19 protein-coding genes and 1 pseudogene are annotated in these 24512 nt (G+C 72.7%); 6 read left to right on the plus strand and 14 right to left on the minus strand.

Annotation, left to right across the window (positions count from 1 at the left end):
• Positions 1–272: pseudogene (locus ABD308_RS05275) on the plus strand (hypothetical protein); the annotation flags it as partial.
• A 664-nt stretch (positions 273–936) separates the two neighbouring features.
• Here ABD308_RS05275 and ABD308_RS05280 read toward each other — a convergent pair.
• Positions 937–3048: an ATP-binding protein gene (locus tag ABD308_RS05280; RefSeq protein ID WP_344326933.1), complete on the minus strand. Its 2112-nt coding sequence runs from the start codon at positions 3046–3048 to the stop codon at positions 937–939.
• 331 nt (positions 3049–3379) lie between these two features.
• Between ABD308_RS05280 and ABD308_RS05285 the strand changes: the two genes are divergently transcribed.
• The gene (locus ABD308_RS05285) at positions 3380–6427 is read left to right on the plus strand and encodes an AfsR/SARP family transcriptional regulator (RefSeq protein ID WP_344326944.1); all 3048 of its coding nucleotides are present in this window, start codon (positions 3380–3382) and stop codon (positions 6425–6427) included.
• A 1294-nt stretch (positions 6428–7721) separates the two neighbouring features.
• Here the strand turns inward: ABD308_RS05285 and ABD308_RS05290 are convergent.
• The 3 genes from ABD308_RS05290 to ABD308_RS05300 all read right to left on the minus strand — a co-directional run bounded on the left by ABD308_RS05290 (position 7722) and on the right by ABD308_RS05300 (position 11194).
• Positions 7722–8519 carry a family 1 encapsulin nanocompartment shell protein gene (locus tag ABD308_RS05290; RefSeq protein ID WP_344326957.1) on the minus strand — a complete coding sequence of 266 codons (798 nt, stop codon included), beginning with the start codon at positions 8517–8519 and terminating at the stop codon, positions 7722–7724.
• Positions 8516–9559: a Dyp-type peroxidase gene (locus ABD308_RS05295; RefSeq protein ID WP_344326992.1), complete on the minus strand. Its 1044-nt coding sequence runs from the start codon at positions 9557–9559 to the stop codon at positions 8516–8518. The genes ABD308_RS05290 and ABD308_RS05295 overlap by 4 nt, the downstream gene beginning before the upstream one ends.
• A gap of 162 nt (positions 9560–9721) precedes the next feature.
• Positions 9722–11194 (minus strand): MFS transporter, encoded by a 1473-nt coding sequence (locus ABD308_RS05300; protein ID WP_425554696.1) that lies wholly within the window; start codon positions 11192–11194, stop codon positions 9722–9724.
• Positions 11195–11305: 111 nt separating this feature from the next.
• Between ABD308_RS05300 and ABD308_RS05305 the strand changes: the two genes are divergently transcribed.
• Positions 11306–11725: a winged helix-turn-helix transcriptional regulator gene (locus ABD308_RS05305; RefSeq protein WP_344327005.1), complete on the plus strand. Its 420-nt coding sequence runs from the start codon at positions 11306–11308 to the stop codon at positions 11723–11725.
• 89 nt (positions 11726–11814) lie between these two features.
• On the opposite strand, the gene ABD308_RS05310 is transcribed toward ABD308_RS05305, so the two are convergent.
• From ABD308_RS05310 to ABD308_RS05325, 4 genes are all read right to left on the minus strand, one after another.
• Positions 11815–12453 (minus strand): FMN reductase, encoded by a 639-nt coding sequence (locus ABD308_RS05310; RefSeq protein WP_344327016.1) that lies wholly within the window; start codon positions 12451–12453, stop codon positions 11815–11817.
• A complete protein-coding gene (locus tag ABD308_RS05315; RefSeq protein ID WP_344327051.1) occupies positions 12450–13574 on the minus strand; it encodes an LLM class flavin-dependent oxidoreductase in 1125 nt (374 codons plus the stop codon). The genes ABD308_RS05310 and ABD308_RS05315 overlap by 4 nt, the downstream gene beginning before the upstream one ends.
• A 96-nt stretch (positions 13575–13670) precedes the next feature.
• Positions 13671–14846 (minus strand): MFS transporter, encoded by a 1176-nt coding sequence (locus tag ABD308_RS05320; RefSeq protein WP_344327081.1) that lies wholly within the window; start codon positions 14844–14846, stop codon positions 13671–13673.
• Between the two features lie 109 nt (positions 14847–14955).
• Complete coding sequence (locus ABD308_RS05325; RefSeq protein ID WP_344327090.1) at positions 14956–15552, minus strand: TetR/AcrR family transcriptional regulator; 597 nt, start codon at positions 15550–15552, stop codon at positions 14956–14958.
• 127 nt (positions 15553–15679) lie between these two features.
• Between ABD308_RS05325 and ABD308_RS05330 the strand changes: the two genes are divergently transcribed.
• The gene (locus ABD308_RS05330) at positions 15680–16438 is read left to right on the plus strand and encodes a PP2C family protein-serine/threonine phosphatase (RefSeq protein WP_344327100.1); all 759 of its coding nucleotides are present in this window, start codon (positions 15680–15682) and stop codon (positions 16436–16438) included.
• A 78-nt stretch (positions 16439–16516) separates the two neighbouring features.
• Here ABD308_RS05330 and ABD308_RS05335 read toward each other — a convergent pair whose 3' ends face one another.
• Together ABD308_RS05335 and ABD308_RS05340 are read right to left on the minus strand one after the other, a co-directional pair.
• A complete protein-coding gene (locus ABD308_RS05335; protein ID WP_425554697.1) occupies positions 16517–19075 on the minus strand; it encodes a collagenase in 2559 nt (852 codons plus the stop codon).
• A gap of 348 nt (positions 19076–19423) precedes the next feature.
• Positions 19424–19996, minus strand: coding sequence for a DoxX family protein (locus ABD308_RS05340; protein ID WP_344327109.1), 573 nt, complete (start codon positions 19994–19996; stop codon positions 19424–19426).
• Positions 19997–20186: 190 nt separating this feature from the next.
• Between ABD308_RS05340 and ABD308_RS05345 the strand changes: the two genes are divergently transcribed.
• Positions 20187–20783, plus strand: a complete 597-nt coding sequence (locus ABD308_RS05345; RefSeq protein WP_344327120.1) for a TIGR03086 family metal-binding protein — start codon at positions 20187–20189, stop codon at positions 20781–20783.
• Between the two features lie 171 nt (positions 20784–20954).
• Complete coding sequence (locus ABD308_RS05350) at positions 20955–21416, plus strand: hemerythrin domain-containing protein (RefSeq protein WP_344327134.1); 462 nt, start codon at positions 20955–20957, stop codon at positions 21414–21416.
• A 24-nt stretch (positions 21417–21440) separates the two neighbouring features.
• On the opposite strand, the gene ABD308_RS05355 is transcribed toward ABD308_RS05350, so the two are convergent.
• The 4 genes from ABD308_RS05355 to ABD308_RS05370 form a co-directional block, all read right to left on the minus strand.
• The gene (locus ABD308_RS05355) at positions 21441–22196 is read right to left on the minus strand and encodes a VOC family protein (RefSeq protein ID WP_344327146.1); all 756 of its coding nucleotides are present in this window, start codon (positions 22194–22196) and stop codon (positions 21441–21443) included.
• Positions 22197–22417: 221 nt separating this feature from the next.
• Positions 22418–23158, minus strand: coding sequence for a hypothetical protein (locus ABD308_RS05360; protein ID WP_344327159.1), 741 nt, complete (start codon positions 23156–23158; stop codon positions 22418–22420).
• 10 nt (positions 23159–23168) lie between these two features.
• Positions 23169–24002 (minus strand): methyltransferase domain-containing protein, encoded by an 834-nt coding sequence (locus tag ABD308_RS05365; protein ID WP_344327196.1) that lies wholly within the window; start codon positions 24000–24002, stop codon positions 23169–23171.
• The coding region (locus ABD308_RS05370) for an MFS transporter (RefSeq protein ID WP_486327008.1) at positions 23999–24512 on the minus strand (514 nt) is incomplete at its 5' end. The genes ABD308_RS05370 and ABD308_RS05365, both read right to left, overlap by 4 nt.

Consider the following 24512-nt stretch of genomic DNA (forward strand, 5'->3'; position numbering starts at 1 on the left):
CCGCCGTCCTGCGGGCCCACCCTGGCTGCGCGGTGGCCACCGCCGACGGCGAGGGCGGCACGCTGCTCGTGCTGACCCGGACGGGCGGTCGGCTGGTCCTCCGGCCCCGGCCGGGGAACAGCGGCCCGCCCTCACCCGCACAGCGACTGGCCGTCGGCTCCCTCGCCCACACCTGGCTCGCCGCCGGCCGCACCCTCGCCGAGATCACCACCCTGACCGCCTCGGCGTACACCTCCCAACCCCCCTGCCCACACTGCCTCCCACCCACCTGACCCCACCCGGGCCCGGCCACCCCACCGGCCGGGCCCACCACCCGACAAGCCCCCACAGCGCCCCGGCCTTCACCGACCACAACCGACACCACGCGGCCACCCCACCGACCAGGCCCACCACCCGACAAACCCACACACCACCCCGATCCCATTCCGACCACAACCAAGTCCGTCCAACTGACGGCCGCAGGGCAGCCCCCAGCCACCACGCGGCGGGACAGCCAACCCCTGCACGCCTGCGCCCATCACCCGCCACGGGCGCTGGCACTCCCCGCCATGACCGCCCGGAGTGAGAAGTCGGGCGGGCCGACTTCCCACTCCCCCACCAGACCTTCTCCGGGCACCGATCGGCCGAGACTCGCTGTGCGACCGTCGGCGAGCCCGGAGTGAAAAGTCGGGCAGGCCGACTTCCCACTCCAACCAACCGCCCTGGCCAGTACCACCAGCGCCGGGCCCCACGAGGCCACTACGGCCTCCGGCAGTCCCTCGCAGGGTGCGAGGCCGCCGGAGAGCAACCACCGAAACACCCCCAGGACCAACCCGGAGTGAGAAGTCGGGCCAGTCGACTTCCCACTCCAACCGACCGCCCTGGCCAGTACCACCAGCGCCGGGCCGCGCGAGGCCGCTGCCCCGCCAGGAATGGGAGGTCGGCCCCGTCGACTTCCTACTCCGCTTCCGGGGGGTCTCCCAGGGTGGTGAGGGCCGTGGTGAGGCGGGCGGTGTCGGGGGCGGAGAGGGCTTCGTAGCGGGCCAGGGACTCGCGGTAGTGGATGGCGGCTTCGGTCAGGTCGCCGCGGGTGCGGGCGAGGTCGCCGGTGAGTTCGAGGACGCGGGCCTCCCAGTGGCGGGCGCCGCCGGTGCGGAATTCGGCGAGCGCGTCGGCGTAGCACCGGGCGGCCTCGTCGTGGGCGCCGAGGGCCGCGTGGGCCTGGCCGAGGAAGGCGAGCGCGCGGGCCGCCTCGTAAGTGGCGGAGACGGCGAGCAGGTCGCGGTGGGCGTCGGTGATGACGGGGACGGCCTCGGCGGGGCGGCCGTCCGCGAGTTGGACGTCGCCGAGCGCCAGGCGGGCGAGCGCGGTGCCGCGGAGGTAGCCCCCGGCCTCGCGGAGGTCGGCTGTCGTGCGCAGGCAGTCGGCCGCCTCGGCGAGCCGGCCCGCCGTGCGGTGGGTCTGGCTGAGCCCGTACAGGGCGTCGGCCTCGACGAGCGGCAGCCCGACGGCGCGGGCCAGTTGGAGCGCCTCGGTGAACCACTCGGCGGCCAGGTCGCCCTCCCCCGCGTTGCGCAGGCCGGTGCCGCCGGAGGTGAGCATCCGCAGCAGGCCGTCATGGTCGCCGTCGGTGCGGGCGGCGGTGCGGCCGATCCGGTGGGCCTCGATCCACAGCCGGGCCGGGCGCAGTCGCAGGAACAACGGCCACATGGCGTCGACGAGTTGCCAGGCGGTGGCGGCCCGGCCCGTGACGGCGGCCCAGCGGACGGCCTCGGCGAGCCGGCCGGTCTCCGCGTCGAGCCACCGGACGGCGTCCGGCTCGTCCGCGAACTCCCGTGCGCCCGCCACCGGTTCGGTGGTGTAGTCGCGGCGCAGGGTGCGGTGGCTGGGGCTCAGCAGCGCCTCGGCGGCGGTGGTGGTGGCGAGGTACCAGTCGAAGACGCGGTCGACGGCGGCCCGGCCCTCCGCCTGCTCCCGGATCTCGTCGGCGCGGGCCCGGGCGTGGAGTTTCACCAGGTCGTGGAAGCGGAAACCATCCTTCATCTCCTCCAGCAGGTGGACGTCGATGAGTCCGCCGAGCAGTCGGTCGGCCTCGGCCGGCTCCAGGCCGCCGACCGCGCAGACCACCTCCAGCGTGAAGACCGGGAACGGCAGCAGCCCGAGCAGCCGGTACAGCCGGACCGCCTCCGCCCCGAGCACCTCGAAGGACGCGTCCAGCGCGTGCCGCACGGCTTCCCCCTCGACATCGAGCGCGGCGATCCCCTCGGACTCCTGGCGGAGCGCGGCGGCGGTGGCGGCGAGCGGTTGGACCGGGCGGGCGGCGATCCGGGCGGCCGCCAGGCAGACGGCGAGCGGGAGCCGGCCGCAGCGTTCCACCACCAGGGCGGCGGCCTCCTCCTCGCGGGCCACCCGGTCGGCGCCGACCCGCTGGGCGAGCAGTCGCACCGAGTCGTCGTCCGAGAGCACGTCGACCGGCCGGAACACGGCGCCGTCTATGCCGAGTCCGGTGAGCCGGCGGCGGCTGGTGACGACGACCACCGCGTGTTCGGAGCCGGGCAGCAGCGGGCGGACCTGGGCGGCGGTGGAGGCGTTGTCGAGCAGGACGGCGATCCGGCGTCCGGCGGCGAGCGAGCGCCAGAGCGCGGCGACCTCGGCGAGGTTTCGCGGCACCGGCGCGATGCCGAAGGCGCGCAGGAAGCCGCCGAGCGCCTCGGCCGGGTCGGCGGGCCCGCCGGGGGCGTGGCCGCGCAGGTCGGCGTAGAGCTGGCCGTCCGGGAAGCGGCCGGCGCGGCGGCGCAGCCACTGGGCGGCGAGCGCGGTCTTGCCGACGCCGGCCGGGCCGGTGACCACCACGGTGACGTCGGCGGGGCCTTCCGGTGCTTCGTCCAACTCGCGGTCCAGCGCTGCCAGATCGGCATCACGGCCGACCAATCTCCGTGGTGTTGGCGGGAGTTGGCGCGGCACGGGGAGCGTCGGGGCGGCGGGTGGCGGGGCGGCCTGGCCGTAGACGGCCAGGTGGTGGATCTCCCCAGCCTGGACGACCGAGCCGTCGACCCGGGTGCCGGACACCGAGTTCCGTGTCCCGGGCTCCGGTTGGCCGGCTCCCGCTGTTCTGAACCGATCCGGCTCCACTGGTTCCCCCTACCCGTAGAACGATGGACAGAAGTGACGGGAGCGGCCGATGTTGCCGGTCAATCAGCCGATCTCCCATATCACATGAGGCTCTTCCGGACTGAGTTTTGTGTCAATGACGCCTCGCCGTACAGAGGGGTGCGGTATGGATGCGACCCCCGCAATCGTGGGATGCTCCTTGACACGGCAAGCTGGTAGCCAACCGGCGGGGGGCGTCACAATGGAGTTCCACCTTCTGGGTTCGGTTGAACTTTCGGTGAACGGCGAGTTGTCGGCAATTCGCGCGGATCAAGGGAGGCGGCTGCTGGCCGCCCTGGCGCTGGACGTCGGCCGCCCGCTCGACCACGAAAAGCTGGCCAACCGGCTGTGGGACGAGGACCCCCCGCCCAGCGCGGTGGCCAGCATCCACACCCTCGTCTCCCGCATGCGGAAGCAGTTGCGAAAGGCCGTCGCGGAGGAGGGGCGCGGCGCGTCCCGCGACACCCCGGTCATCGAGAGCGGATCGCACACGTATACGCTTCATGCCGATCGCCAGCTGATCGACTACTGGCGTTTTGTCGACCTTTCCCGGCATGCCCGCCAACTCACCGAGAACGGTGAGGACGTACAAGCCCGGACTGTACTGGGCCGGGCCGAGGAAATCTGGCGCGGCGAACCACTGGCCGGCCTGCCCGGCAGCTGGGCCCAGTCCACCCGCGCCACCATGACCGACCAGCGCCTCGCCACCACCCTGCTGCGGATCGAGATCGACCTGCGGCTCGGCCGCTTCACCGAGGTCGTCCCCGAACTCACCACCCTGCGCGAGGAACGCCCCACCGACGAACGGGTCGCCGCCCACCTGTTGGTCGCCCTGCACGGCGCCGGCCGGCCGGCGGAGGCGCTCGCCGTCTACCCCACCGTCGTCCGCAGGCTGCGGGCCGACCTCGGCACCGGCCCCGGCGAGACCCTCGTCCGGCTGCACGAGCGGATGCTCTCCGGCGACCCGCTCACCGAACCCGCCGGGCGCGCGACCGTCACCCCGCGCCCCTCCTCCGCTCCACGCGCCGTCGGCCCCGCGCCCACGCCGACGGGACGCCGCCTGATCGGCCGGCGGGACGATCTGCGCCGCCTGCTCGGAGCGTCCGGGGAGGCCGTCGAACAGGGCGGCGTGGTGACCGTTTCGGCGATCCTCGGCATGGCCGGGGTCGGCAAGACCACGCTGGCGCTGCACGCCGCCCACCTGATGCGGAGCCGGTTCCCCGAGGGGTACGTCCACCTCAACCTCGGCGCCCACGCCGTCAACCAGCGCCCGCTCGCACCCCAGGCGGTCGCCACCTCGCTGCTGCGCCGGCTCGGGGTGCCGGCCACCACCATCCCGCTCGACAGCGAGGAGCTGTTCGCGCTCTGCGCCGAGGTGCTCGCCACCCGGCGGGCGGTCGTCGTGCTCGACGACGCGGCCACCGCGGCGCAGTTGCGCCCCCTGCTGCCGCCCGCGCCCGCCTCGCTGGTCCTCGTCACCAGCCGCCGCCGGCTGGCGGAACTCCCGGGCTCCAGACCGGTCTTCCTGGACCTCCTGTCGGTGGACGACGCGGTCGCCCTGTTCATCTCGGTGGTCGGGCGCGAGCGCGCCGACGACCGCGGCCGGATCGTCGAGATCGTCGACCACTGCGGGCTGCTGCCGCTCGCCATCGAGATCGCCGCCAGCCGGTTCAAGGCGCGGCCGTCCTGGACCCTGGACCACCTCGCGCTGCGCCTCTCCCGCAAGACCGGCCGGCTCGCCGAGATCCGGCACGACACGGAGAGCGTCGCCCGCGCCTTCGAGATGTCCTACCGGTCGCTGCCGGCCGACCAGCGGCAGGCCTTCCGACTGCTCGGCGCCCACCCCGGACCCGACATCGGCCTGCACGCGGCGGCGGCGCTGCTCGGGCGCCCGGTCGACGAGACGGACCAGCTGCTTGAGGCTCTGCTGCACTGCCACCTGGTGCAGGAGGATTCGCCCGAAAGGTATCAACTCCACGACCTCCTCCGGGATTACGCACTCGCCCTGATGCGGGACGAAGGCACCGAGCAGGAGGGCGGGGCGGCATTGCGACGACTGCTCGGATTCATGCTGCACGCGGCCGACCAGGCGGACCGGCTACTGTATCCCCGGCGTTCCCGTCTTCCACTCCCGGCATTCCGTCAATTGCCTGGAATGGAAACGCTGTTGTACGACCTTGACCTCGATTCACAGGAGTCGGCGCGGGACTGGCTGGACACCGAACAGGCCGCCCTGACCGCCCTCGCCTCCCACGCCCGCGCCACCACCCACCCGGAGGCCGCCGCCTGGCTGGCCCACGTGCTGGCCGGCCGCCTGGACGCCCAGGCCTACTGGAGCGAGGCCCACGACATGCACCGGGCCGCCGCCGCCCACTGGCGTTCGGCGGCGAACGACCGCTGCGAGGCCCGCGCCCTGATCGACCTCGGCGCCACCCTGGCCAACGCCTCCCGCTACCCCGCCGCCTTCAAGGCCCTCGACCGCGGCCTCGCCCTCGCCCGCACCGAACAGGACGCCGACGCCACGGCGGAGGCCCTGGGCCTGCTGGGGGAAGTGCTCTGGCACCAGAGTTCCCTCACCGAGGCGCTGTCCCGACAGGAGGAGGCATTGCGACTGCGAAGAGAGAGCGGGGACCGCTGGAACACCGCCCGATGCCTCGCCAATATCGGAATCGTCCAGAACTCTTTAGGAAATCAGGAATTGGCACTTGCCGCCTATCAGAGCGCCCTTCCGCTAGCCCGGCAATTCAATGACCTAGTCTTCGAAATGATAATTCTCAACAACATCGGAGATCTCCACCTGGGGACCGGCAACAAATCAGCGGCCCGCGACACCTTCCAGCGGATACTCACCAGCGGCGCGGACTGCATGTCGCCGTTCGATCTGGCCGTCGTGAAGATCAACCTGGCCTCCGCACTCGCGATTCCGGACGCCCTCGATCACGCCATGACCCTCTACCGGTCGGCACTGACAGTGTTCCGGTCAGTCGGCGGCGTCCGCCACGAGGCCGCCGCGCTCAATGGCCTCGGCGACACACTCCGGTCCGCCGGCCGCCCCGCCGACGCCCACGACCAACACTCCCTGGCCTTGGAGTTGGCCCGATCCGTCGGGGCCGGCCGAGAGGAGGCGGCCGCCCTGCGAGGGCTCGGTCGCACCGAGGAGGCGCTTGGCCACACCGACTCCGCGATCGGCCGTCTGACCGCCGCCATCACCCTCGCCGAACAGGTCGGGGCGGCAGACCAGGCCGCCACCGCCAAGGTGGAACTGGCCAGGATTCGAGGACACGCGAGATCGGAGTAGCACATTCCGATTGAACGCGTCACTTCACGATTCGAAAGCGATCGAAATTGATCGCAAGGAAACGACACAGTTACAGCTTGGGCATGCCTTCTGTGCAGTTTCGAACATCCCCCAACCTGTCGCTCCGCCGTTTGCGCTTCGCCGATCATGCCTGCTAAGAATGATCCCGAGAGGCCGAAGATCTTCGACCCCTCACCGGCACACACGCGCGAACAGAGAGAAATGCCGTCATGAGCGACGCCCACGCCCCGATAGCCGAATTCCCTCGCCCTCTCGCCGCCGATTTGGCGCGCCGTGCGAACGGATCGGCCACACCGGGGATCTGGTGGATGCCCATCTGGTACTGAAACCACCAGGCCCGCCGGAGGGCGTGATCGGGACGCCGATCACGCCCTCCGGCGCGTCCTGCCGCTCGGCCGACACGTTCGCTCCACCGTCTTCCGATCAAACGACGGCGATGTCGGGGTGCACGGAGCCATCGAAAACCGCACCACTCTGTCAGCAGCCCGGCCGTGCGGCTCGCCTCGAACTCAGGGTTCTCGATGCACCGGAAGCCGTTCCGGTTGATCTTCAAGGCCTTGTCGGGCACCCACCTGCCAAACTCGCTCCGCTGACCGCAGCGGGAACTGTCACCGCCCGGCGGTCTGTGACGCATGCTGGAAGGGGATCCTGTGACCGAGAGTCTCCGAGCAACCGTTCGTTGGACCTTTAAAGTTGTCGGGCCCGAGACGGCCGATGAGCCGTCCAACAGCGCGGAGCGCGTCATGGAGGCCCTTCTCGACCTTGAGGCATGCGACTCGCGACTCTGCGACTCTGGCGTGGCCATGGACGCGACCGACATGACGGTTGACATTGAGCTTACAGCTACGGGGGGCGATGCCCCGGATACATTGCGGTATGCGCAGACTGCCATTCGGGCTGCGATCCACGCCGCAGGCGATGGCGCGCCGGAGTGGCCGGACCAGATGGTGGCTGAGCGGCGGCACCCGCACTCCGGCCCTAGGCCTATTGGCCAGGCCGACGAGTTCCAATCGCAGCAGGTAGAGATGCTTGCCTCGTAGCGAGGCTTCGTGACGCATGAGCGCCGTCTTCCACCTTGGGAAGGCGGCCTCAGTCGTTTGGCCGTGCCATGGGCGTGCCAGATCGGGCGGTTCGTGGCGGTCGCGCGGTCACTGCGCTACACGGGTACGTACATCGGCGGACGTCCACGGACAGCTGGGGACCGTCCGGGCAGGTCAGCGGTGCTGCCGACCGAGGCTGGGCGGGTGCTCAGGTTGCTTGCAGTCATGTGATGTCAGGTGGTGAGGGGGACGGCGGCTTCGGGGGTGAGGACGCGGGATGTCAAGGTCTCGGTCAGGTACAGGGCGATGGTGTCGGGGCCGTGGGAGAGGTAGCCGACGCTGACGTCCTGGCCGAGGGTCAGTTCGAAGTCGGCGCCGCGGGTGGAGACGAGGAGGGCGCCTTCGATGGCGGGGGCCCAGATGAGGTCGCCGTCGAGGAGGCGGGCGATGTGGCTGGCGATGGGGTAGCCGTGGTCGGAGGTTTCGTTCACCGCGGTGTAGGCGTCGGCGCCGAGGAGGAGGGCGTAGGGGCCGCCCACTCCGGCGAGGCGGAGGGTGGTGAGGGCGTGGCTCACGGCCTCCGGGTAGTCGCGGACGTCGGTGGGGAGGGGGACGGCGGGGTTGGTGGCGGCCGTGCGGATGCCCTCGATGGCGGCGGCGGGGTAGCCGTCGAAGACGGCGCGGTCCTCGGTGAGGGCGAGGGTGCGGGCGGCCGCCTTCACCGGGCCCCAGTCGCTGTCCCGGGAGCCGCGTTCGACGTCGTCCACGGCGGAGCGGTCGACCGAGAAGGGCACCCGGAGTTCGACGAGCGGCCGCACCTCGCGGGCGTGGGCCTGGACGCCCGGGTTGGGCGGGTCGATGGCGGTGAGGTGGCCGGTGCCGACGGCCGCGAGGGTGGGGCCGTCGGGGCCGTTCAGGTCGACGACGCGGCGGCCGGCGAGGTGGAGCTTGAAGGTCTGCCTGGCCTCCTCCTCGATCTCCGCCCAGGCCGCGGCGGAGACGGGGGCGAGCTCGCGGTGCAGGTTGTTCATGGCGCGGGGGTGCCTTTCAGGCTGCCGATGGCGAGGGAGCCGTCGGAGGGGGCGGCGGACGGGGCCGGGACGACGGACGGGACCGGGGCGGGGACGACAGCGGACGCGGCGGCCGTCGGCGCGGGCGGCGGGGCGTCGAGGAAGTCGGCGGTCGGGACGTGGAACAGGGTCCCGGTGGCCGCGACGGAGAAGTCCAGCAGGCGGTCGTGGGCGCCGGGCGGGCGGCCGACGAACATGTTCTCCAGCATCTCCTCGGTCACCGCCGGCGTGCGCGAGTAGCCGATGAAGTACGTCCCGAACTCCCCTCCCCCGGCGAACGAGCCGAACGCCATGTTGAACCGCATGATCTGCCGTTCCTCGCCGTCCGGGCCGGTGACGGCGGTCAGCGCGACGTGCGAGTCAGCGGGCTTGACGTCGTCGGCGAGTTCGATGTCGGTGAGCTTGGTGCGGCCGACGGCGCGCTCCTGGGCCTCGACGGGGAGGCGGTTCCAGGCGTCCAGGTCGTGCAGGTACTTCTGGACGATCACGTAGCTGCCGCCCGCGTACTCCGGGTCCTCCGCGCCGATCAGGACGGCGTCCGCCGCCGCCCGGCCCTCGGGGTTCTCGGTGCCGTCGACGAAGCCCAGGAGGTCGCGGTCGTCGAAATAGCGGAAGCCGTGCACGGCGTCGACCACGGTGGCGGCGCCGGCGAGGCGGTTGGTGAGCTGGCCGGCGAGTTCGAAGCAGAGGTCCATCCGGGCGGCGCGCAGGTGGAACAGCAAGTCGCCGGGGGTGGCCGGGGCCCGGTGGCGGGCGCCGGCGATCTCCCGGAAGGGGTGCAGTTCGGCCGGGCGGGGGCCGTCGAAGAGCCGGTCCCAGGCGTCCGAGCCGATGCCGGTGACACAGGTCAGTCCGGCCTCGGGGGCGCGGAAGCCGACCGCGCGGCGCAGGCCGGCCAGGTCGGGCAGCAGCGCCCGGACGGCGGGTTCGCCGCCGGGGTCGATGGTGAGGACGAGGAAGATCGCGGCGCTGGTGAGCGGGCTGAGGACGGGCTGCGGCATCGGTGGACTCCGGTCTCCGGGGTCTGATCATCCGTACGATTACACCCCAGAGCGGACATTTCGGCACGGTCGGCGGGCTGAGGAGGGACAAGCGGAGGAGGAAGCGGGAACGGCCCCTCACCGGGGGCGCCGGTGAGGGGCTCGACGGGGCGGACGACGGGGTCAGGACGCGGTGCGGCGGCGGCGCAGGCCGAGCGCCGTGATCAGGGCGCCGAGGGTGACCGCCGCGACCGGGACCGCCAGGGCGGCGCGGAAGCCGTCCAGCCCGGAGGAGCCGGAGCCGACCGCGGCCAGGTGGACGGTGGTGACCGCGGAGAGGCCGAGCGCCGCGCCGAACTGGAAGGCGGTGTTGAGCAGCCCGCCGGCCAGCCCCTGCTCCTCCTCGGCGACGCCGTCGGTGGCGGCGATGGTCAGCGGCCCGTAGGCGAGGGCGAAGGCCAGGCCGGTGAGGATCATGGTCGGGAACATCATGGGGTAGCTCCAGTCCATGCCGACCGGCAGGAACAGCGCGTAGGACACCGCCGCCAGGACGAAGCCCCCGAGGATCACCCGGACGGTGCCGAACCGCTCCACCAGCCGGGGGGTGAGGGTCGGCGCGAGCACCGCGTCCGCGCCGATGGCGAGCAGCGCGAGGCCGGTCTGCAGCGGGGTCCAGCCGCGCAGGTCCTGCAGGTAGAGGGTGGCGGTGAACTGGAAGCCGAAGAAGGAGCCGGCGAACAGCAGCGCGCCGAGGTTGGCGCGCAGCAGCGGGCCGGAGCGCAGCAGGCCGAGGCGGACCAGCGGTGCGGCGGAGCGCCGTTCGACGGCGACGAAGGCGGCCAGCAGGGCCAGTCCGCCGGCCAGCTCGGCGAGGGTCAGGACGGCGGCGGCGTCCGGTTCGCCGGTCCGGACCACCGCGTGGACGAGCAGCAGCATGGCCCCGGTGGCGGTGGCGGCGCCGGCCAGGTCGAAGCGCTCGCCGGGGCGGCGGGCGGGCGGCCGGTCGCGCGGGAGCAGCGGCAGGGCGGCGATCAGCAGGCCGCCGGCGAGCAGCACCGGGGCGAAGAAGACCCAGCGCCAGCTGATCGCGGTGAGCAGGCCGCCGGCGACCAGGCCGAGAGAGAAGCCGGCGGCGGCGGTGCCCGCGTAGAGCAGCAGCGCGCGGTTGCGGCGCGGGCCCTCGGCGAAGGCGGTGGTGATGATCGCCAGGCCGGCGGGGGTCATGAAGGCGGCCGCGAGGCCGGTGGCGAAGCGGGCCAGGATGAGGACCCAGGGGGCGCCGGCGAGGCCGCCGAGTCCGGAGAAGAGGACGAAGACGGTGAGCCAGAACAGGAACGTCCGGCGCCGTCCGAGCAGGTCCGCGGTGCGGCCGCCGAGCAGCATGAAGCCGCCGTAGCCGAGCATGTAGGCGCTGAGCACCCAGCTGAGCGAGCCGGTGCCCATGCCGAGGTCGGCGCGGATCGAGGGGAGCGCCACGTTGAGCATGGCGACGTCCACGCCCTCCAGGAAGATCGCGCCGCACAGGACGAGCAGGACGGCGGTCTCACGGCCGGTGAGGCGGGCGGACGGGGGCGGCCCGGCGGCCCCGGGGGCGGGAACGGGGGCGGGGGCGGGGACGGGGGTACTGGTTTTGGGCACGGCTGAGGACGCGGACACGGAGGTCTCCTGGAATGCGCGGGGAGGCGGGGAGGCCGGACGGGGCGGTTCCTCCTCGTCCGATCGGTTCCCTCTTGTAACCACTGCCATCCTGAGGGAGCATCAGGAGGCATGGAAGAAGGCACTTTGAAGTCACCGACGCACTGCGCGGATACCGAGGACGGCTACGACGCGTTCCAGTGGGACACCCGGGAGGACTGCGAGGTCCGGCAGATCCTCGACCGCATCGCCGACAAGTGGTCGCTGCTGGTGATCGCCCTGCTGGACCGCGGCTCGCTGCGCTTCACCGAGTTGCGGCGGGAGATCGACGGGGTCAGCCAGCGGATGCTGACCGTCACGCTGCGTCAGCTGGAGCGGGACGGCCTGGTCGAGCGGACGGTGCACCCGGTGGTGCCGCCCCGGGTGGACTACGCGCTCACGCCGCTGGGACACACGCTGCACGAGACCGTCCGGTCGCTGGTCGCCTGGACGGAGACGCACCAGCGCGAGATCGCGGCGGCCCGGGCCTCGTACGACGCGCGGGTGGGCTGAACGCACGGCGCGGGTGGGCTGAACGCACGGAAAAGGGGCGGGCCCGGTCTCCCGGGCCCGCCCCTTCTCGTACGCGTACGCCGCCGCCGTCAGACCCGCAGGGCGGCCAGCTGCTCGGCGAACGGGACCACGCTCTCCTCCCGCACCCCGCCGTCCGCCGCCGGCCCGCTGGGGGCGCGGCCGGCGAGCAGCCCGGCGAGTTCGCCGGCGGCCCGCTCGATCCGGCCCGGGAGCCCGTCGGTGAGCCGGTCGCCCGTGGTGCCCCAGTCGTCGGTGGCCGCGTAGACCGCGGTCGGCACGACCACCGAGCGCAGGTAGCTGAACAGCGGCCGCACCGCGTGCTCCAGCGCCAGCGAGTGCCGGGGCGTGCCGCCGGTGGCGGCGATCAGCACCGGCTTGCCGCTGAGCACATCGGGGTCGATCACGTCGAAGAACGACTTGAACAGCCCGCTGTAGGAGGCGGTGAAGATCGGCGTCACCACGATCAGCCCGTCGGCGCGGGTGACCGTCTCGACCGCCTCGCTCAGCGCGGCGCCGGGGAAGCCGGTGACGAAGTTGTGCGCGATGTCGGTGGCGAGGTCGCGCAGTTCGATCACCGTCACCTCCACCTCGCGTCCGTCGGCGGCGAGCCGGCGGACCGTCGCGTCGGCCAGCCGGTCCGCGAGCAGGCGCGTCGAGGACGGCTTGCTCAGGCCGGCGCTGACCACCGCCAGTCGGTACGCGGTCACTTGGAGACCTCCACGTTCTCCTCGGTGTTCGACTCCTGCTCCTGGCGGGCGCGGTCGGCCGCGACCAGCGAGGCGTGGGTCGGCGCGTCCGGGACGCCGGCCGGGCGGCCCTTGGCGAACTCCTCGCGCAGCACCGGCACGACCTCCTCGCCGAGCAGGTCGAGCTGCTCCAGCACGGTCTTCAGCGGCAGGCCGGCGTGGTCCATCAGGAACAGCTGGCGCTGGTAGTCGCCGAAGGTGTCGCGGAAGGCCAGGGTCTTCTCGATGACCTCCTGCGGGCTGCCGACGGTGAGCGGGGTCTGCTCGGTGAACTCCTCCATGGACGGCCCGTGTCCGTACACCGGCGCGTTGTCGAAGTACGGGCGGAACTCGCGCACCGCGTCCTGCGAGTTCTTGCGCATGAACACCTGGCCGCCGAGGCCGACGATGGCCTGCTCGGGGGTGCCGTGCCCGTAGTGGGCGAAGCGCTCGCGGTAGAGGTTGATCAGCTTCTTGAAGTGCTCCTTGGGCCAGAAGATATTGTTCGCGAAGAAGCCGTCGCCGTAGTAGGCGGCCTGCTCGGCGATCTCGGGGCTGCGGATCGAGCCGTGCCAGACGAACGGCGGGACGCCGTCGAGCGGGCGCGGGGTGGCCGTGAAGGACTGCAGCGGGGTGCGGAAGCGGCCCGACCAGTCGACCACGTCCTCGCGCCACAGCTGGTGCAGCAGCGCGTAGTTCTCGATCGCGAGCGGGATGCCCTGGCGGATGTCCTTGCCGAACCACGGGTAGACCGGGCCGGTGTTGCCGCGGCCCATCATGAGGTCCACCCGGCCGTCGGCGAGGTGCTGGAGCACCGCGTAGTCCTCCGCGATCTTCACCGGGTCGTTGGTGGTGATCAGCGTGGTCGAGGTGGAGAGGATGATGCGGTCGGTCTGCGCGGCGATGTAGCCGAGCAGGGTGGTCGGCGAGGACGGCACGAACGGCGGGTTGTGGTGCTCGCCGGTCGCGAAGACGTCCAGGCCGACCTCCTCCGCCTTGCGGGCGATGGCGACGGTGGCCTTGATCCGCTCGTTCTCGGTCGGGGTGCGGCCGGTGGTCGGGTCAGGGGTGACGTCGCCGACGGTGAAGATTCCGAACTGCATGCTGCTCACCACGCTCCAGGCTGAATCCCGCTGGGAAACCCGGCTCAGGATCCGATCGTCAAAGTTTCAACCACTTTAGCATCCACCACCGGGGGGTTATTCCCCCCCAGCGCCCGGACCCTGGCCCGAGACCGTACTACGGGCGCGCAGGGCGTCCGGGACCAGGGTCAGCAGGCCCGCGACGGCCATGGCCACACCCAGCCAGAGAACGGCCCGCAGGCCCTGGACGTCGATGGCGATCCCGCCCAGCAGGGAGCCGAGGATGACGCCCAGCGTGATGAAGGCGTTGTGGACGGTGTTCACCAGCGGACGGGGGTTGCCGATCCGCTGCACCCGCGAGGCCATCGCCGGGTTCATGGTCACGCCGACCAGGCCGACCCCGAGCAGCAGGCCGACCGCCGGCACCCGGAGCTGGGCGAAGAGCGCGAGGCCGGCCAGGAAGACGGCGTTCAGCGCCAGGCCGACGGCGAGCACCGGCAGCGCGTACCGGTCGGCGAGCCGGCCGACCACGGTGTTGCCGACGACGGTCGCCGCGCCGTAGGCGACGAGCAGCAGCGGAACGGAGCCGGCGTCGAAGCCGGTGATCCCGGTGAGGATCGGGTTGACGTAGCTGAACAGCGAGAAGGTCGCGCCGATGATCAGGGTGCTGGTGACGAAGGCCAGCCAGAGCCGCCGGTTGCGCAGCGCGCCCAGTTCGGTGCGGAGCGAGCCGCCGCCCTCGGCGTGATCGGCGTCCGGCACCCCGGCGAGGGTGCCCAGCGCGACCGCCACGGTGAGCACGGCCACCGCCCAGAACGCCGCCCGCCAGCCGAGGCGCTCGCCGATGACGGTGGCCAGCGGCAGGCCGAGCAGGGTGCCGAGCATCAGGCCGTTCATCAGCACCGCGATCACCCGCCCGCGCAGCTCGGGCCGGGCCAGCTGGGCGGCCAGCGAGATCGAGATGCCGAAGAAGGCCTGCGCGGCCACCCCGCTGACCACCCGGGCCACCAGCATCACCGGATAGCCGGAGGCGGTCGCGGCGAGCAGGTTGCCGACCAGGAAGACCGCGAACAGCACCATCAGCGCGTACTTCTGGCGCATTCTCAGTAGTGAGATGGCGAGGAAGGGGCCGCCGAAGGACATCGCGACGGAGAAGGCGGTGATCAGGTAGCCGACCTGCGGAACGGTCACGTCGAGACCCTCGGCCAGCTGCGGCATCAGGCCGGCGACGGCGAACTCACTGGTCACCATCGCGAAGATGCCGAGGGCGAGGACGTACACGGCACGTGGCATGGGAAATGTCCCCCATAGTTTTGGATGGATCGGTTCAAAATCAGGGCATGCCTCAACCCGGGCATGCGCGGGGCACGCCGCGGACCCGCCTGGGCGGCCGGCCCGGCGGTCAGGGGGTGAGCGCGTCCACCGCGGTGGCGGCGATGGCCTCCACCGCGGCCCGGTCGGCCCCGCCCTTGGCGGCGACCCGCATGCCGGCGATCACCGCGTTCACGAACCGGGCCAGCTCGCCCGCCTCGCGGCGCCCGGCGATCTCGCCCGCGCGCTGCCCGGCACCGATCGCGGCCCCCAGCGCGGCGAGCCGCACCTCCTGGTCCCGCTCCAGCACCGCGGCCGCCTCCGGGTCGCGCCCGGCCAGCTCGACGACGGTGTTCACGGTCAGGCAGCCGATGCTGCGCCCCTGCGGACGGTTCTCGAACTCCCCGTCGACGACCCGCGCCAGCAGGATCCGGATCCGCTCCAGCGGGGGCAGCTCCCGGTCCTCCAGCAGCGCGATCTGCGGGACGGTCATCAGCTCGTTGTAGCGGTCCAGCGACCGCCGGAACAGCTCGCGCTTGCTGCTGAACGTGTTGTAGACGCTGCTCCGCCCGAGGCCGGTCGCCTCGCAGAGGTCCTGGGTGGAGGTGGCCTCGTAGCCGTTCGCCCAGAACGCGCGCATCGCCGCGTCCAGCGCCCGGTCCTCGTCGAAGGTGCGCGGTCTCGCCATGGCAGCACCGTAGCCGTTTTGGACCGCTCGATGCAATACGGTCGCCCGACGAGGCGGCGCGGAGGGACGGCGGGACAATGGGAGGAGCCGGAAGCGGTCGGCCGGGCACTCGAAGGGCGGCGAACCGATGGCGGCGTACATCGCGGTGAGCGCGCTGAGCCACGAGGGCCTGCTGCGCGAGCGCAACGAGGACAGCCTCACCGTCGGCCCCTGGACGCTCTGCGCGACCGTCACCACCAACCCTCAGACCCTGCTCTTCCCGCTCGGCCCGCCCTGCCTGGTCGCGGTCGCCGACGGGCTCGGCGGCCACCCCGGCGGCGAGGTCGCCAGCTCCCTGGTCGCCCGGCGGCTGGCGGCGGCCGGGCCCGGGCTGGACGGCGAGGAGAGCGTCCGGGACGCCCTCCAGGCCTGCAACCGGGCGGTCTACGCGGCCGCCGGCGGCGATCCCGGCCTGGCCGCGATGGGCACCACGGTGGCGGGCCTGGTGCTGCTGGACGACCGGGCGGTGATCTTCAACATCGGCGACAGCCGCGTCTACCGCGTCGGCGGCGGCCTGCGCCGGGTCAGTGTGGACGACACCCCGCCGCTGCCGCCCGGCCGGCGCGCCACCTCGGTGGTCACCCAGACCCTCGGCGGCTCGCTCGGGCTGACCTTCGTCGAACCCCACGTGCGCAGCGCGCCGCTGGCCGTCGGCGACCGGTACCTGGTGTGCAGCGACGGCCTGACCGACCCGGTGCCGGAGGAGGAGCTGTCGGCACTGCTCGCCCGGCCGCCGGCGGAGGTCGAACGGGCCGACGGGCGGGCGGCGTTCGATCTCTGGAAGGCCGCGATCGAGGCCGGCGGACCGGACAACATCACGCTCGCCCTGGTGCGGATCGGGGAGTGAGCGCCACGACGCGGGAGGGCCCCGGCGGTGTGCGCCGGGGCCCTCGGTCAGGTCGGACCTGTGGTCACGACTGCTCGGCTAGTACTCGGCCTTGATGCTCGCGCCGGAGAAGCCCTCCTGGGCGTAGAGGCTCAGGAAGACGTAGCCGGCCGGCGGGTTGGTGATGGTCAGGGTCTCGGTGTTGTCGGAGTTGGTGGACTTGGTGGTGAAGGAGTCGGTGTAGGCCCAGTCGGCGTCGTTGAAGTAGAGGTCGGCGTTGCCGGTGCCGCCCGTGCTGGTGAGCCGCAGCTGCGTCACCCCGGCCGGGAGGAGCAGGTAGAAGTGCGCGTAGTTGCCGGTGATCGCCGCCGCGTCGGAGCGCCCGCAGTTGCGGTCCAGCCGCCGGGTGTCCGCGTCGGTGCACTGGCCGGAGCCGCCCGAGCCGCCGACGGTGACGTCCTGGCGGGTGCTCGCGGTGGTGCCCTTGTCGTCGGTCACCGTGAGCGTGACGGTGTAGGTGCCCGCCTGGGCGTACGACTTGGCCGGGTTGGCCGCGGTGTCGGTGGTGCCGTCGCCGAAGTCCCAGGCGCGGGAGGCGATGGTGCCGTCCGGGTCGGTGGAGCCGTCGGTGAAGGTGACCGCGAGGCCGGAGACCGCGCTGGTGAAGGCGGCGGTGGGCGGCTTGTTGCCGGCCGGGTTGCCGCCGTCGGCGCAGGCGCCCGCCGCGCACTCGGTCAGCCAGCGGTCGAAGTCCGCGTCGTAGCGGGTGCCGATGGTGTCCTTGAGGATGGTGCGGGCGCCGGCCCAGTCACCGGCGCGGTACTTGGCGAGCACGGCGTCCATGTCGCCGGGGTGCTTCTCCAGCATGTAGCGGACGGCCAGGTAGCCCCAGCGGTAGACGCGCTCCTGGTCGCCGTACGCGGTGTCGAACAGGTCGGAGAGCCGGTAGGTGTGCTGGCCGGCCGCGGTGATGGCCGCGTCGTAGGTCTCCTTGCGGTACGAGTAGGAGACGTACTCGGCGAGGCCCTCGACCCACCAGATGGTCGGGGTGGTCATGCCGGCGTCGAAGTCGCCGAACATGTCGAACCGGCCGTCGAGGTAGTGGGTGTACTCGTGGTTGAGGTTCCAGATCTGGAAGTCCGGCGACCAGTCGGCCTCGTAGGCGAGGAAGCGCGGCTGGTTGCCGGCCTCGTTCGGCTTGCCCTCCAGGTACATGCCGCCGTTGTTGGTGTCGATGCCGTAGATGCCGGCCGCGAAGACGGCGTAGTCGAGGCGGGTGTGGAAGACCACGACCTCGATCGTGGTGTTCTGGTCCTCGGCGACCGGGCCGCTGTCCTTGACCACCGTGTGGAAGAAGGCGTCCTGGCCGTTGAGGCTGTCGCAGGTGGTGCCCAGCTGTCCGGCGTCCAGCTTCTGGGCGAGGACGCGGATGCTCGGGCTACAGGCGTGGTCGACGGTCAGGACGGCCGACCGGAGCCGGGAGGGGGCGTCACAGGTGCCGTAGTAGGAGCAGTTGCCCTTGTCGTAGGCCTCGCCCATCTCGGCGACGGCGGCCCACTGGTAGGAGGTGCGGTCGCTCGGCGAGGACTTCTCGGCCAGCCCCTTCATCAGCGGGCTGACCTTGGGCCGCAGCGCCTCGTACTGCAGGAAGCGGCCCAGCTCCCGGGTCGCGTTGTAGACCAGGAAGGTGTAGTCGCCGCCGAGCAGGTCGCCGTTGGCGGTGGCGAAGCCGGAGAGCGCGTCGAACACGGCCGGGTCGGCCTGCACCGCCTCGACGAAGCCCTCCGTCTGGTGGCCGCGCCACAGCACGGTGAACACGCTGTTGAGCGCGTTGCCCATGTTCGCCGGGTTGTGGGTGGCGGCGTCGTAGGCGCCCAGCAGGCGCTTCACCACCGGCAGGTAGCGGACGTTCTCCTGCGCGCTGTCGATGAGGGTGATCGCCTCGCCGAGCGTGCCCGCGTTGGTCGCGGAGACGTCCTGGGAGTGCGCGCTGTTGAAGAAGCCGTCCAGCGCGCCGCGGATCGAGGTCTGCAGGGCGGTGCCGTAGGTGCCGACGTCGGTCGCGTGGTACCACTGCACGTAGTAGCCGGCCCGCAGGAACAGCACCAGCTGGGCGGTGGAGGTGGAGTTGTCGCCCGGGTAGGCGGCGGCGTTGTCACGCAGGGCGTCCGCCACCGTGACCATCTGGGACTCGCGGAACGTTCCGCTCGCGTCCCCGCCGGTCAGCAGGAACAGGCTGTTGATGCAGCCGAGGTCGGCCGCCTTGACGGCCTCCACCAGGGCGCCGCCGGTGCGGCTGAAGTCGGGGATGTTGCAGGGCTGTTCGCCGAGAGCCATGGGGGCACTCTCGCCGAAGGCCTTGGCCAGCTCGGCCTGCTGCCACGACTTCCGCTCCGCCGCCGACAGGGTCTCGGCGCGCTCGGGGTCGGTGGTCGAGAACGGGGCGCGGTCGCGGGCCGGCACCGTGTTCTTCGTCCCGGGGGTGACCGGGGCGTCACCGATCGCGGGTCGCGGGGCCAGGCCGGCGGGTCCGGCCGCGTTCGCGGGCGAGGTGGCCGGCGAGCCTCCGCCGGGCGGCGGCGAGGCCGGGGCGGGGGCGGCCTGGGCGCGCGGGGTGAACAGTCCGACCGCCACGAGCATCGCGAGCAGCAGCGTCAACAGCCTCGCGATGTGCGGTCGTTGGAGCAAAGGGCGTGCGGTACTCACGTGGGGGCCTCCGGGCCTTCGTCGGCCGCGTGGGGGTGCGGCCGGAGCGGTGGTGAGGACCGTTGCGACGGCGCCGTTTGGGGCGGCTCCCGTCGAGCATCGGCGGGGGGTGTGACATGTACAATTGCATGCATCACATGGCGAAGGAAGGCCCAGAACCGGCAACTGCCGCTTCCCCACAGGAACTTCACGGAACGACCGCAGAACGACAAAAGACCGCCGGTCGGGTGACCGGCGGTCTTTGCGGGTGTCGGGTTCGCCACCGCGGAGCGTCCGTTATGACGCGTCAGTTGTGCTGCCTCAGCTCCGGACGAGGAGCACCACGCCCGCGGTGACCAGGCCCAGCACGACGGCGCCGGCGCCGTACGACAACCGGTGCTCGCGCACCACCGGCAGGTAGCGGTCCACCGCGTAGCGGCCGGGACCGGTCAGCGCGAGCGCCGCCGCGCCGGCGATCAGGATGAGTTCGTACTCCGCGCCGTCCTTCATGGCGAAGAAGTTGCCGTTCCAGCTGACGGCGAGGGCGTTCAGCATGGTGCCCAGGATCGCGGCGGCGGCCAGCGGGGCCAGCAGGCCGACGGCGAGCGCCAGGCCGCCGCCGAACTCGGTGAGGCCGGCGACGACGGCCATGGCCTTGGCCGCCGGGTAGCCCGTCGAATCGAAGAACTTGGCGGTGCCGTCGATCCCGCCGCCACCGAACCAGCCGAAGAGCTTCTGGCTGCCGTGGGCGGCCATGGTCAGACCGAAGGCCACGCGCAGCAGCAGGAGGCCCGCGTCATAGGCGTGCGGGGAGGCGATCGCGGAGCCGGGGGTGCTCCCGGCCGCGGCGAGAGAGGTGGTGGCGGCGGTCGTGCTCGGGCTGGTGCTCGGCATGCGCGTCTCCATCAGAAAAGGGGGGGTTCGTCAAAACTGGTCGGATTTGTTCAAATTCGAACCAGGGGTGGTTTGACCGTACCGGCAAGTTTGAATTTGAACAACTGTTGCGACGGGAGATTTTGGCGTGACCGGGTCAGCGGTGATGTGGACCGGCGTACGACGGCACGAGGCGGGGCAGGCTCAGGACATGGCACATCGCAAGGAACACCGCCGGGCACCGGACCAGGACACCCCGTACGCCGAGGCCCTCGCCGCCTTCACCGAACGGGTGCGGCTGGTCACCCCCGACCAGTGGGACGCGCCCACCCCCTGCGCCGACTGGTCCGTCCGCGAGCTGGTCAACCACCTCACCGGCGAGCAACTCTGGGTGCCCGAGCTGCTGATGGGCGCCACCCTCAGCGAGGTCGGCGCCCGCTTCGACGGCGACGTCCTCGGTGACGACCCGGTCGGCGCCTGGACCGCCGCCGCGGACGCCGCCCGCGAGGCCTTCGCCGTCCCCGGCGCCACCGCGCTCACCGTGCACCTCTCCTTCGGCGACGTCTCCGGCCAGTACTACCTGGACCAGCTGACCGCCGACGCCGTCGTGCACACCTGGGACCTCGCCGAGGGCACCGGCCGGCTCACCCGGCTGCCGGAGGACCTGGTGGACTTCGCGCTCGCCGAGTACACCGGCTACGGGGACCTCTCCGGCAGCGGACTGTTCGACCCGCCGCTGCCGGTGGCGGACGACGCCGGCCCGCAGACCCGGATGCTCGCCCTCACCGGACGCCGGGACCGCCCCTGAACCGTCCCTGAACCGCTCCTCCCCCGTCGCCGACCTGCCTCTGACCTGCCTCTGACCTGCGGCGATCCCCGCTCCGCCCGGGCAAGGGGCGCGGCGCCGGATACTGGAGGTGTCGGGGGGCGGAACCCCGGCGGACGGGGAGAGCGGGAGAGCGGGAGAGGCGGGTACGCCATGGGCCGCAGGCCGGACATCCTCGGCGAGTTCACCGCGGAACACCGCGCGGTGGAGGACCTGCTCACCCGGATCGAGGCCGGCCAGGGGGACCCGGCGGAGCGGGACCGGCTGATCGGGCGCCTCACCGACCTGCTGTTCAGCCACTGCGCGGCCGAGGAGGAGCACCTCTTCCCGGTCGTCCAGCACGACGTGCCGGACGGCGGCGCGATCGTGTTCCGGTGCATCCACGACCACCTCGCGATCGGCCAGTACCTCGCGGACCTGCAGGCCCTGCCGGCCGGCGACCCCGCGCTGGACACCCTGCTGCGCGGACTGGCGGAGCTGCTGCGCCGCCACCTGGCGGCCGAGGAGGAGCGGCTGTTCGCCGCCGCCCGCAAGGCCCTCCCCGCCGCCGCCCGGAACGCGCTCGCCGAACGGCTGCGGGCCGACCGGGCGGAGATCGCCGAGGCCGGTCCGTAGCCGTCACGACTCGCGGGGCTCCGGTCAGCGCTTGGCGCTGATCACCGCGAACCGGCCGCCCTCCGGGTCCTGGAGCCGGGCCACCCGCCCGTACGGCGAGTCGAACGCCGGCCCGAGCGCGTTGCCGCCGAGCTCCCCCGCCTTGGCCACCGCCGCGTCGGTGTCCGGCACCGCGAACGACACCTCCCAGTGCGGCGGCATCCCCGCCGGGCCGCCCGCCTGCTCCCTGGCGAGCGCGGCGACACTGTGCCCCTCGGCCCGCAGCACCACCCGGTCGTGCTCCCAGCGGACCTCGAACCGCTCCGGCACCCGGCCGTCCCAGCGGAACACCTCGCCGTAGAAGAGCGCGGCCGCGAACGGGTCCGGGGTGCGCAGCTCGATCCAGACCGGCGCGCCCATGAGGTCCAGCCGCCGGGCGCGGCCCAGCGGACCCTCCCAGATGCCGAACACCGCGCCCGCCGGGTCCGCGGCGAACGCCACCCGGCCGGCGTCGAAGGAGAGCGGGCCCACCGCGAGCGTCGCACCGCGCTCACGGACCGCGTCGGCGGCGGCGTCCGCGCTCTCGGTGCCGAAGTAGCTGGTCCAGGCGACGGGCATGTCCCAGCCGCCGCTCGCGACGCCCAGTCCGGCCACCGCCTCCCCTCCGGTGACGGCGTGCACATAGGGGCCGAAGCGGTCCGGTCCGGGCTCGAACTCCCAGCCCAGCAAAGGCCCGTAGAAGGCCTTGGCCGCGTCGAGGTCGCGCGCCATCAGGCTCACCCAGCACGGGACGGCCGCCACGCAGCACACCTCGGCCGTTGTCCCACCGCTGACCATCGCGACCACCTCCGAGACCCCGGCCGCCGGGCCACTCCCGACTCCCACGGCCGTCCGGCCGCCCGGGCGTGCTCAGCCTAGGCCGTGTCCGACGGTTCACGGGGGATCAGCACGCGAGGTGGGGTGAAGGCGTGGTGAGGCCCCGGTGAGGGGCTCGCACGGGAGGCCGCACGCCCCCGGAGGGCTCAGAGCACCGGCGCGTCCCCGAAGCCGTCGTGGCCGGCGCCCGACGCGGTCAGGGCCAGCCAGCCGTGGCCGCGGACCGGGGTGTCGACGGTGATCGCGGCGGGGTCCACGGAGAGGCCCGCGGCGGCCGCTCCGATGGATTCGACCAGGGAGGCGTTGAGTTCGAGGCCGTTCTCGTCGGCGTCCTCGGCGGAGGGCAGCGGCTCCCAGGGCAACGGCTCCCCCGTCCACTCCGGCTCGCCGTACCGCCAGTAGCCGCGCACCAGGACGCCGTCCTCGGCGGCGGCCCAGATGACGGAGTCGGCGAACGGGTCCTGGAAGAACACCTGGGCGCGGCCGCAGACGGCGCTGAGGCGCTCGATCACCTCGTGCGGCCACCACGTCGTCTCCCGCAGCGGGGACTCCGCGTAGATCAGCCGCCATCCCGCGTACTCGGGCGTGACGAACACCCGGTGCACCGGCCCGGGCGTGAACTTCTCGTCGTCCGTCTGCGCGGCCAGCCCGTACCGGACGGTCACCGGGATCCGGTCGTGCAGACCCAGCGCGGCGAACGCCTCCTCGTACGTCCCGCCCGGGACGGCCAGCCACCAGTGGTCGGGCAGCGGACCCGGGCGCTCGGCCTCGAACGCCCGCCGGACGACCGGCTCGTCGACGCCGCGCGCCGGCGCCCCGGCGTCCAGGACGGCGAGGAGCGCGGCGATCTCCTCGGGGGCGGGAACGGCGGCGCTCGTGGTGGTCATGACGCCGACGCTAGCCGAGGGGACCGACATCCCGGCGGGCGACCAGGTGGAGGCGGTCGCCGTCGGCGGTGTCGGCGGGGCGGTCGCCGTCCGTCCAGGGCGGCTCGGTGCGCGGTCCGGGGCGGTCGTGGAGGGCGAGCACGGTGAAGCCGTGGACGGCGAGCAGGTGGCGCAGCTCCTGGGGGAAGAGCAGCCGCCAGGCGGAGTGCTGCTCCACTGGCGGGGCGCCGTCGTCGCCGGCCCAGGTGCGGGTGCGGCGCAGGAGTTGGGCGGCGTGGTCGATCCGCAGCACGGTGCGTGAGGTGTGGGTGACGCCGTCGTGGGTGACGCGGTCGAACCGCGGGGCGTCGAGGAGTTCGGTGCGGCCGAGGAAGAAGGCGCCGTTGCGCATCTCGGCGACCAGCAGGCCGCCGGGGCGCAGGTGGTGGCGGAGCCGGCCGAACAGGGCGTCGAGGTCGGCGTTGGTGTGGCAGTAGAGCAGCGCGCTGTCCAGGCAGAGCACCGCGTCGAACCGGCCTGGGAGGGTGAAGTCCCGCATGTCGCCGAGGTGGTAGGCCGGTCCGGGGTGCCGGGTCCGGGCGTGGGCGATCATCGCGGGCGAGCTGTCCAGGCCGGTCACGGTGCGTCCGGCCGTGCGGTGCAGCCAGCCGGCGTCGCGGCCGGTGCCGCAGCCGAGGTCGAGGACGTCGGGTCCGGCGCCGTGCTCGCGGAGCATCGCCTCGGCCCACCGGGCGGCGGTGAACCCGGGGTCGGGGAAGCGGAGTTCGTAGAGTTCCGGGTGGTCGGTGAGCAGGTTGCGGTGGGTGTCGGCGGCCGGGGCGGGGGCCGGGCGGCGGTGGTTCATCGGGCCTCGCTGGGGAGGGGGCGGGCGGGGACGGGGAGCCGTCCGGCGCGGTGCAGCCGGGCGGTGGCGGTGGCGGAGGCCAGGCCGAGAAGGGCGCAGAGCAGCCAGGGCGCGGTGGCGGCGCTGTCCATGGCCCGGCCGATCAGAGTGTTGCCGAGCGCGGCGGCGAAGCCGGAGACGACGTAGTAGAGGCCGTAGTAGGTGCCGGTGAGGTCGGCCCGCCCGAACGCGGGGATCAGCGCGAGGACGAAGGGCTGCGCGGTCATCAGGCCGAGTTGGAGCAGCAGGACGCCGCCCAGCACACCGGGCAGGCCGGGTGCGGCGAGCGGCAGCAGGAAGCCGGTGGCGGCGAGCGCGAGGCCGGCCGGGATCCACCGGGAGGGCGGGCCGTGCCGCTGCAGCCGGGTGGTGACGCGCAGTTGCAGGGTCAGGTTGGCGAGGGTGCTGGTCAGGAAGACCAGGCTGACGGCGCCCGCCCAGCCGGTGGCCCGGCGGGCGGCCTCCGGCAGC

This window comes from Kitasatospora putterlickiae (assembly GCF_039527695.1).
Lineage (GTDB): Bacteria > Actinomycetota > Actinomycetes > Streptomycetales > Streptomycetaceae > Kitasatospora > Kitasatospora putterlickiae.

Bases quoted from the DNA above. Each gene is read 5' to 3' on its own strand.
- ABD308_RS05290 (WP_344326957.1), bottom strand. From the start codon at position 8,519: ATGAACAACCTGCACCGCGAGCTCGCCCCCGTCTCCGCCGCGGCCTGG.
- ABD308_RS05295 (WP_344326992.1), bottom strand. From the start codon at position 9,559: ATGCCGCAGCCCGTCCTCAGCCCGCTCACCAGCGCCGCGATCTTCCTC.
- ABD308_RS05305 (WP_344327005.1), top strand. From the start codon at position 11,306: ATGGAAGAAGGCACTTTGAAGTCACCGACGCACTGCGCGGATACCGAG.
- ABD308_RS05315 (WP_344327051.1), bottom strand. From the start codon at position 13,574: ATGCAGTTCGGAATCTTCACCGTCGGCGACGTCACCCCTGACCCGACC.
- ABD308_RS05320 (WP_344327081.1), bottom strand. From the start codon at position 14,846: ATGCCACGTGCCGTGTACGTCCTCGCCCTCGGCATCTTCGCGATGGTG.
- ABD308_RS05325 (WP_344327090.1), bottom strand. From the start codon at position 15,552: ATGGCGAGACCGCGCACCTTCGACGAGGACCGGGCGCTGGACGCGGCG.
- ABD308_RS05330 (WP_344327100.1), top strand. From the start codon at position 15,680: ATGGCGGCGTACATCGCGGTGAGCGCGCTGAGCCACGAGGGCCTGCTG.
- ABD308_RS05340 (WP_344327109.1), bottom strand. From the start codon at position 19,996: ATGCCGAGCACCAGCCCGAGCACGACCGCCGCCACCACCTCTCTCGCC.
- ABD308_RS05345 (WP_344327120.1), top strand. From the start codon at position 20,187: ATGGCACATCGCAAGGAACACCGCCGGGCACCGGACCAGGACACCCCG.
- ABD308_RS05350 (WP_344327134.1), top strand. From the start codon at position 20,955: ATGGGCCGCAGGCCGGACATCCTCGGCGAGTTCACCGCGGAACACCGC.
- ABD308_RS05360 (WP_344327159.1), bottom strand. From the start codon at position 23,158: ATGACCACCACGAGCGCCGCCGTTCCCGCCCCCGAGGAGATCGCCGCG.
- ABD308_RS05365 (WP_344327196.1), bottom strand. From the start codon at position 24,002: ATGAACCACCGCCGCCCGGCCCCCGCCCCGGCCGCCGACACCCACCGC.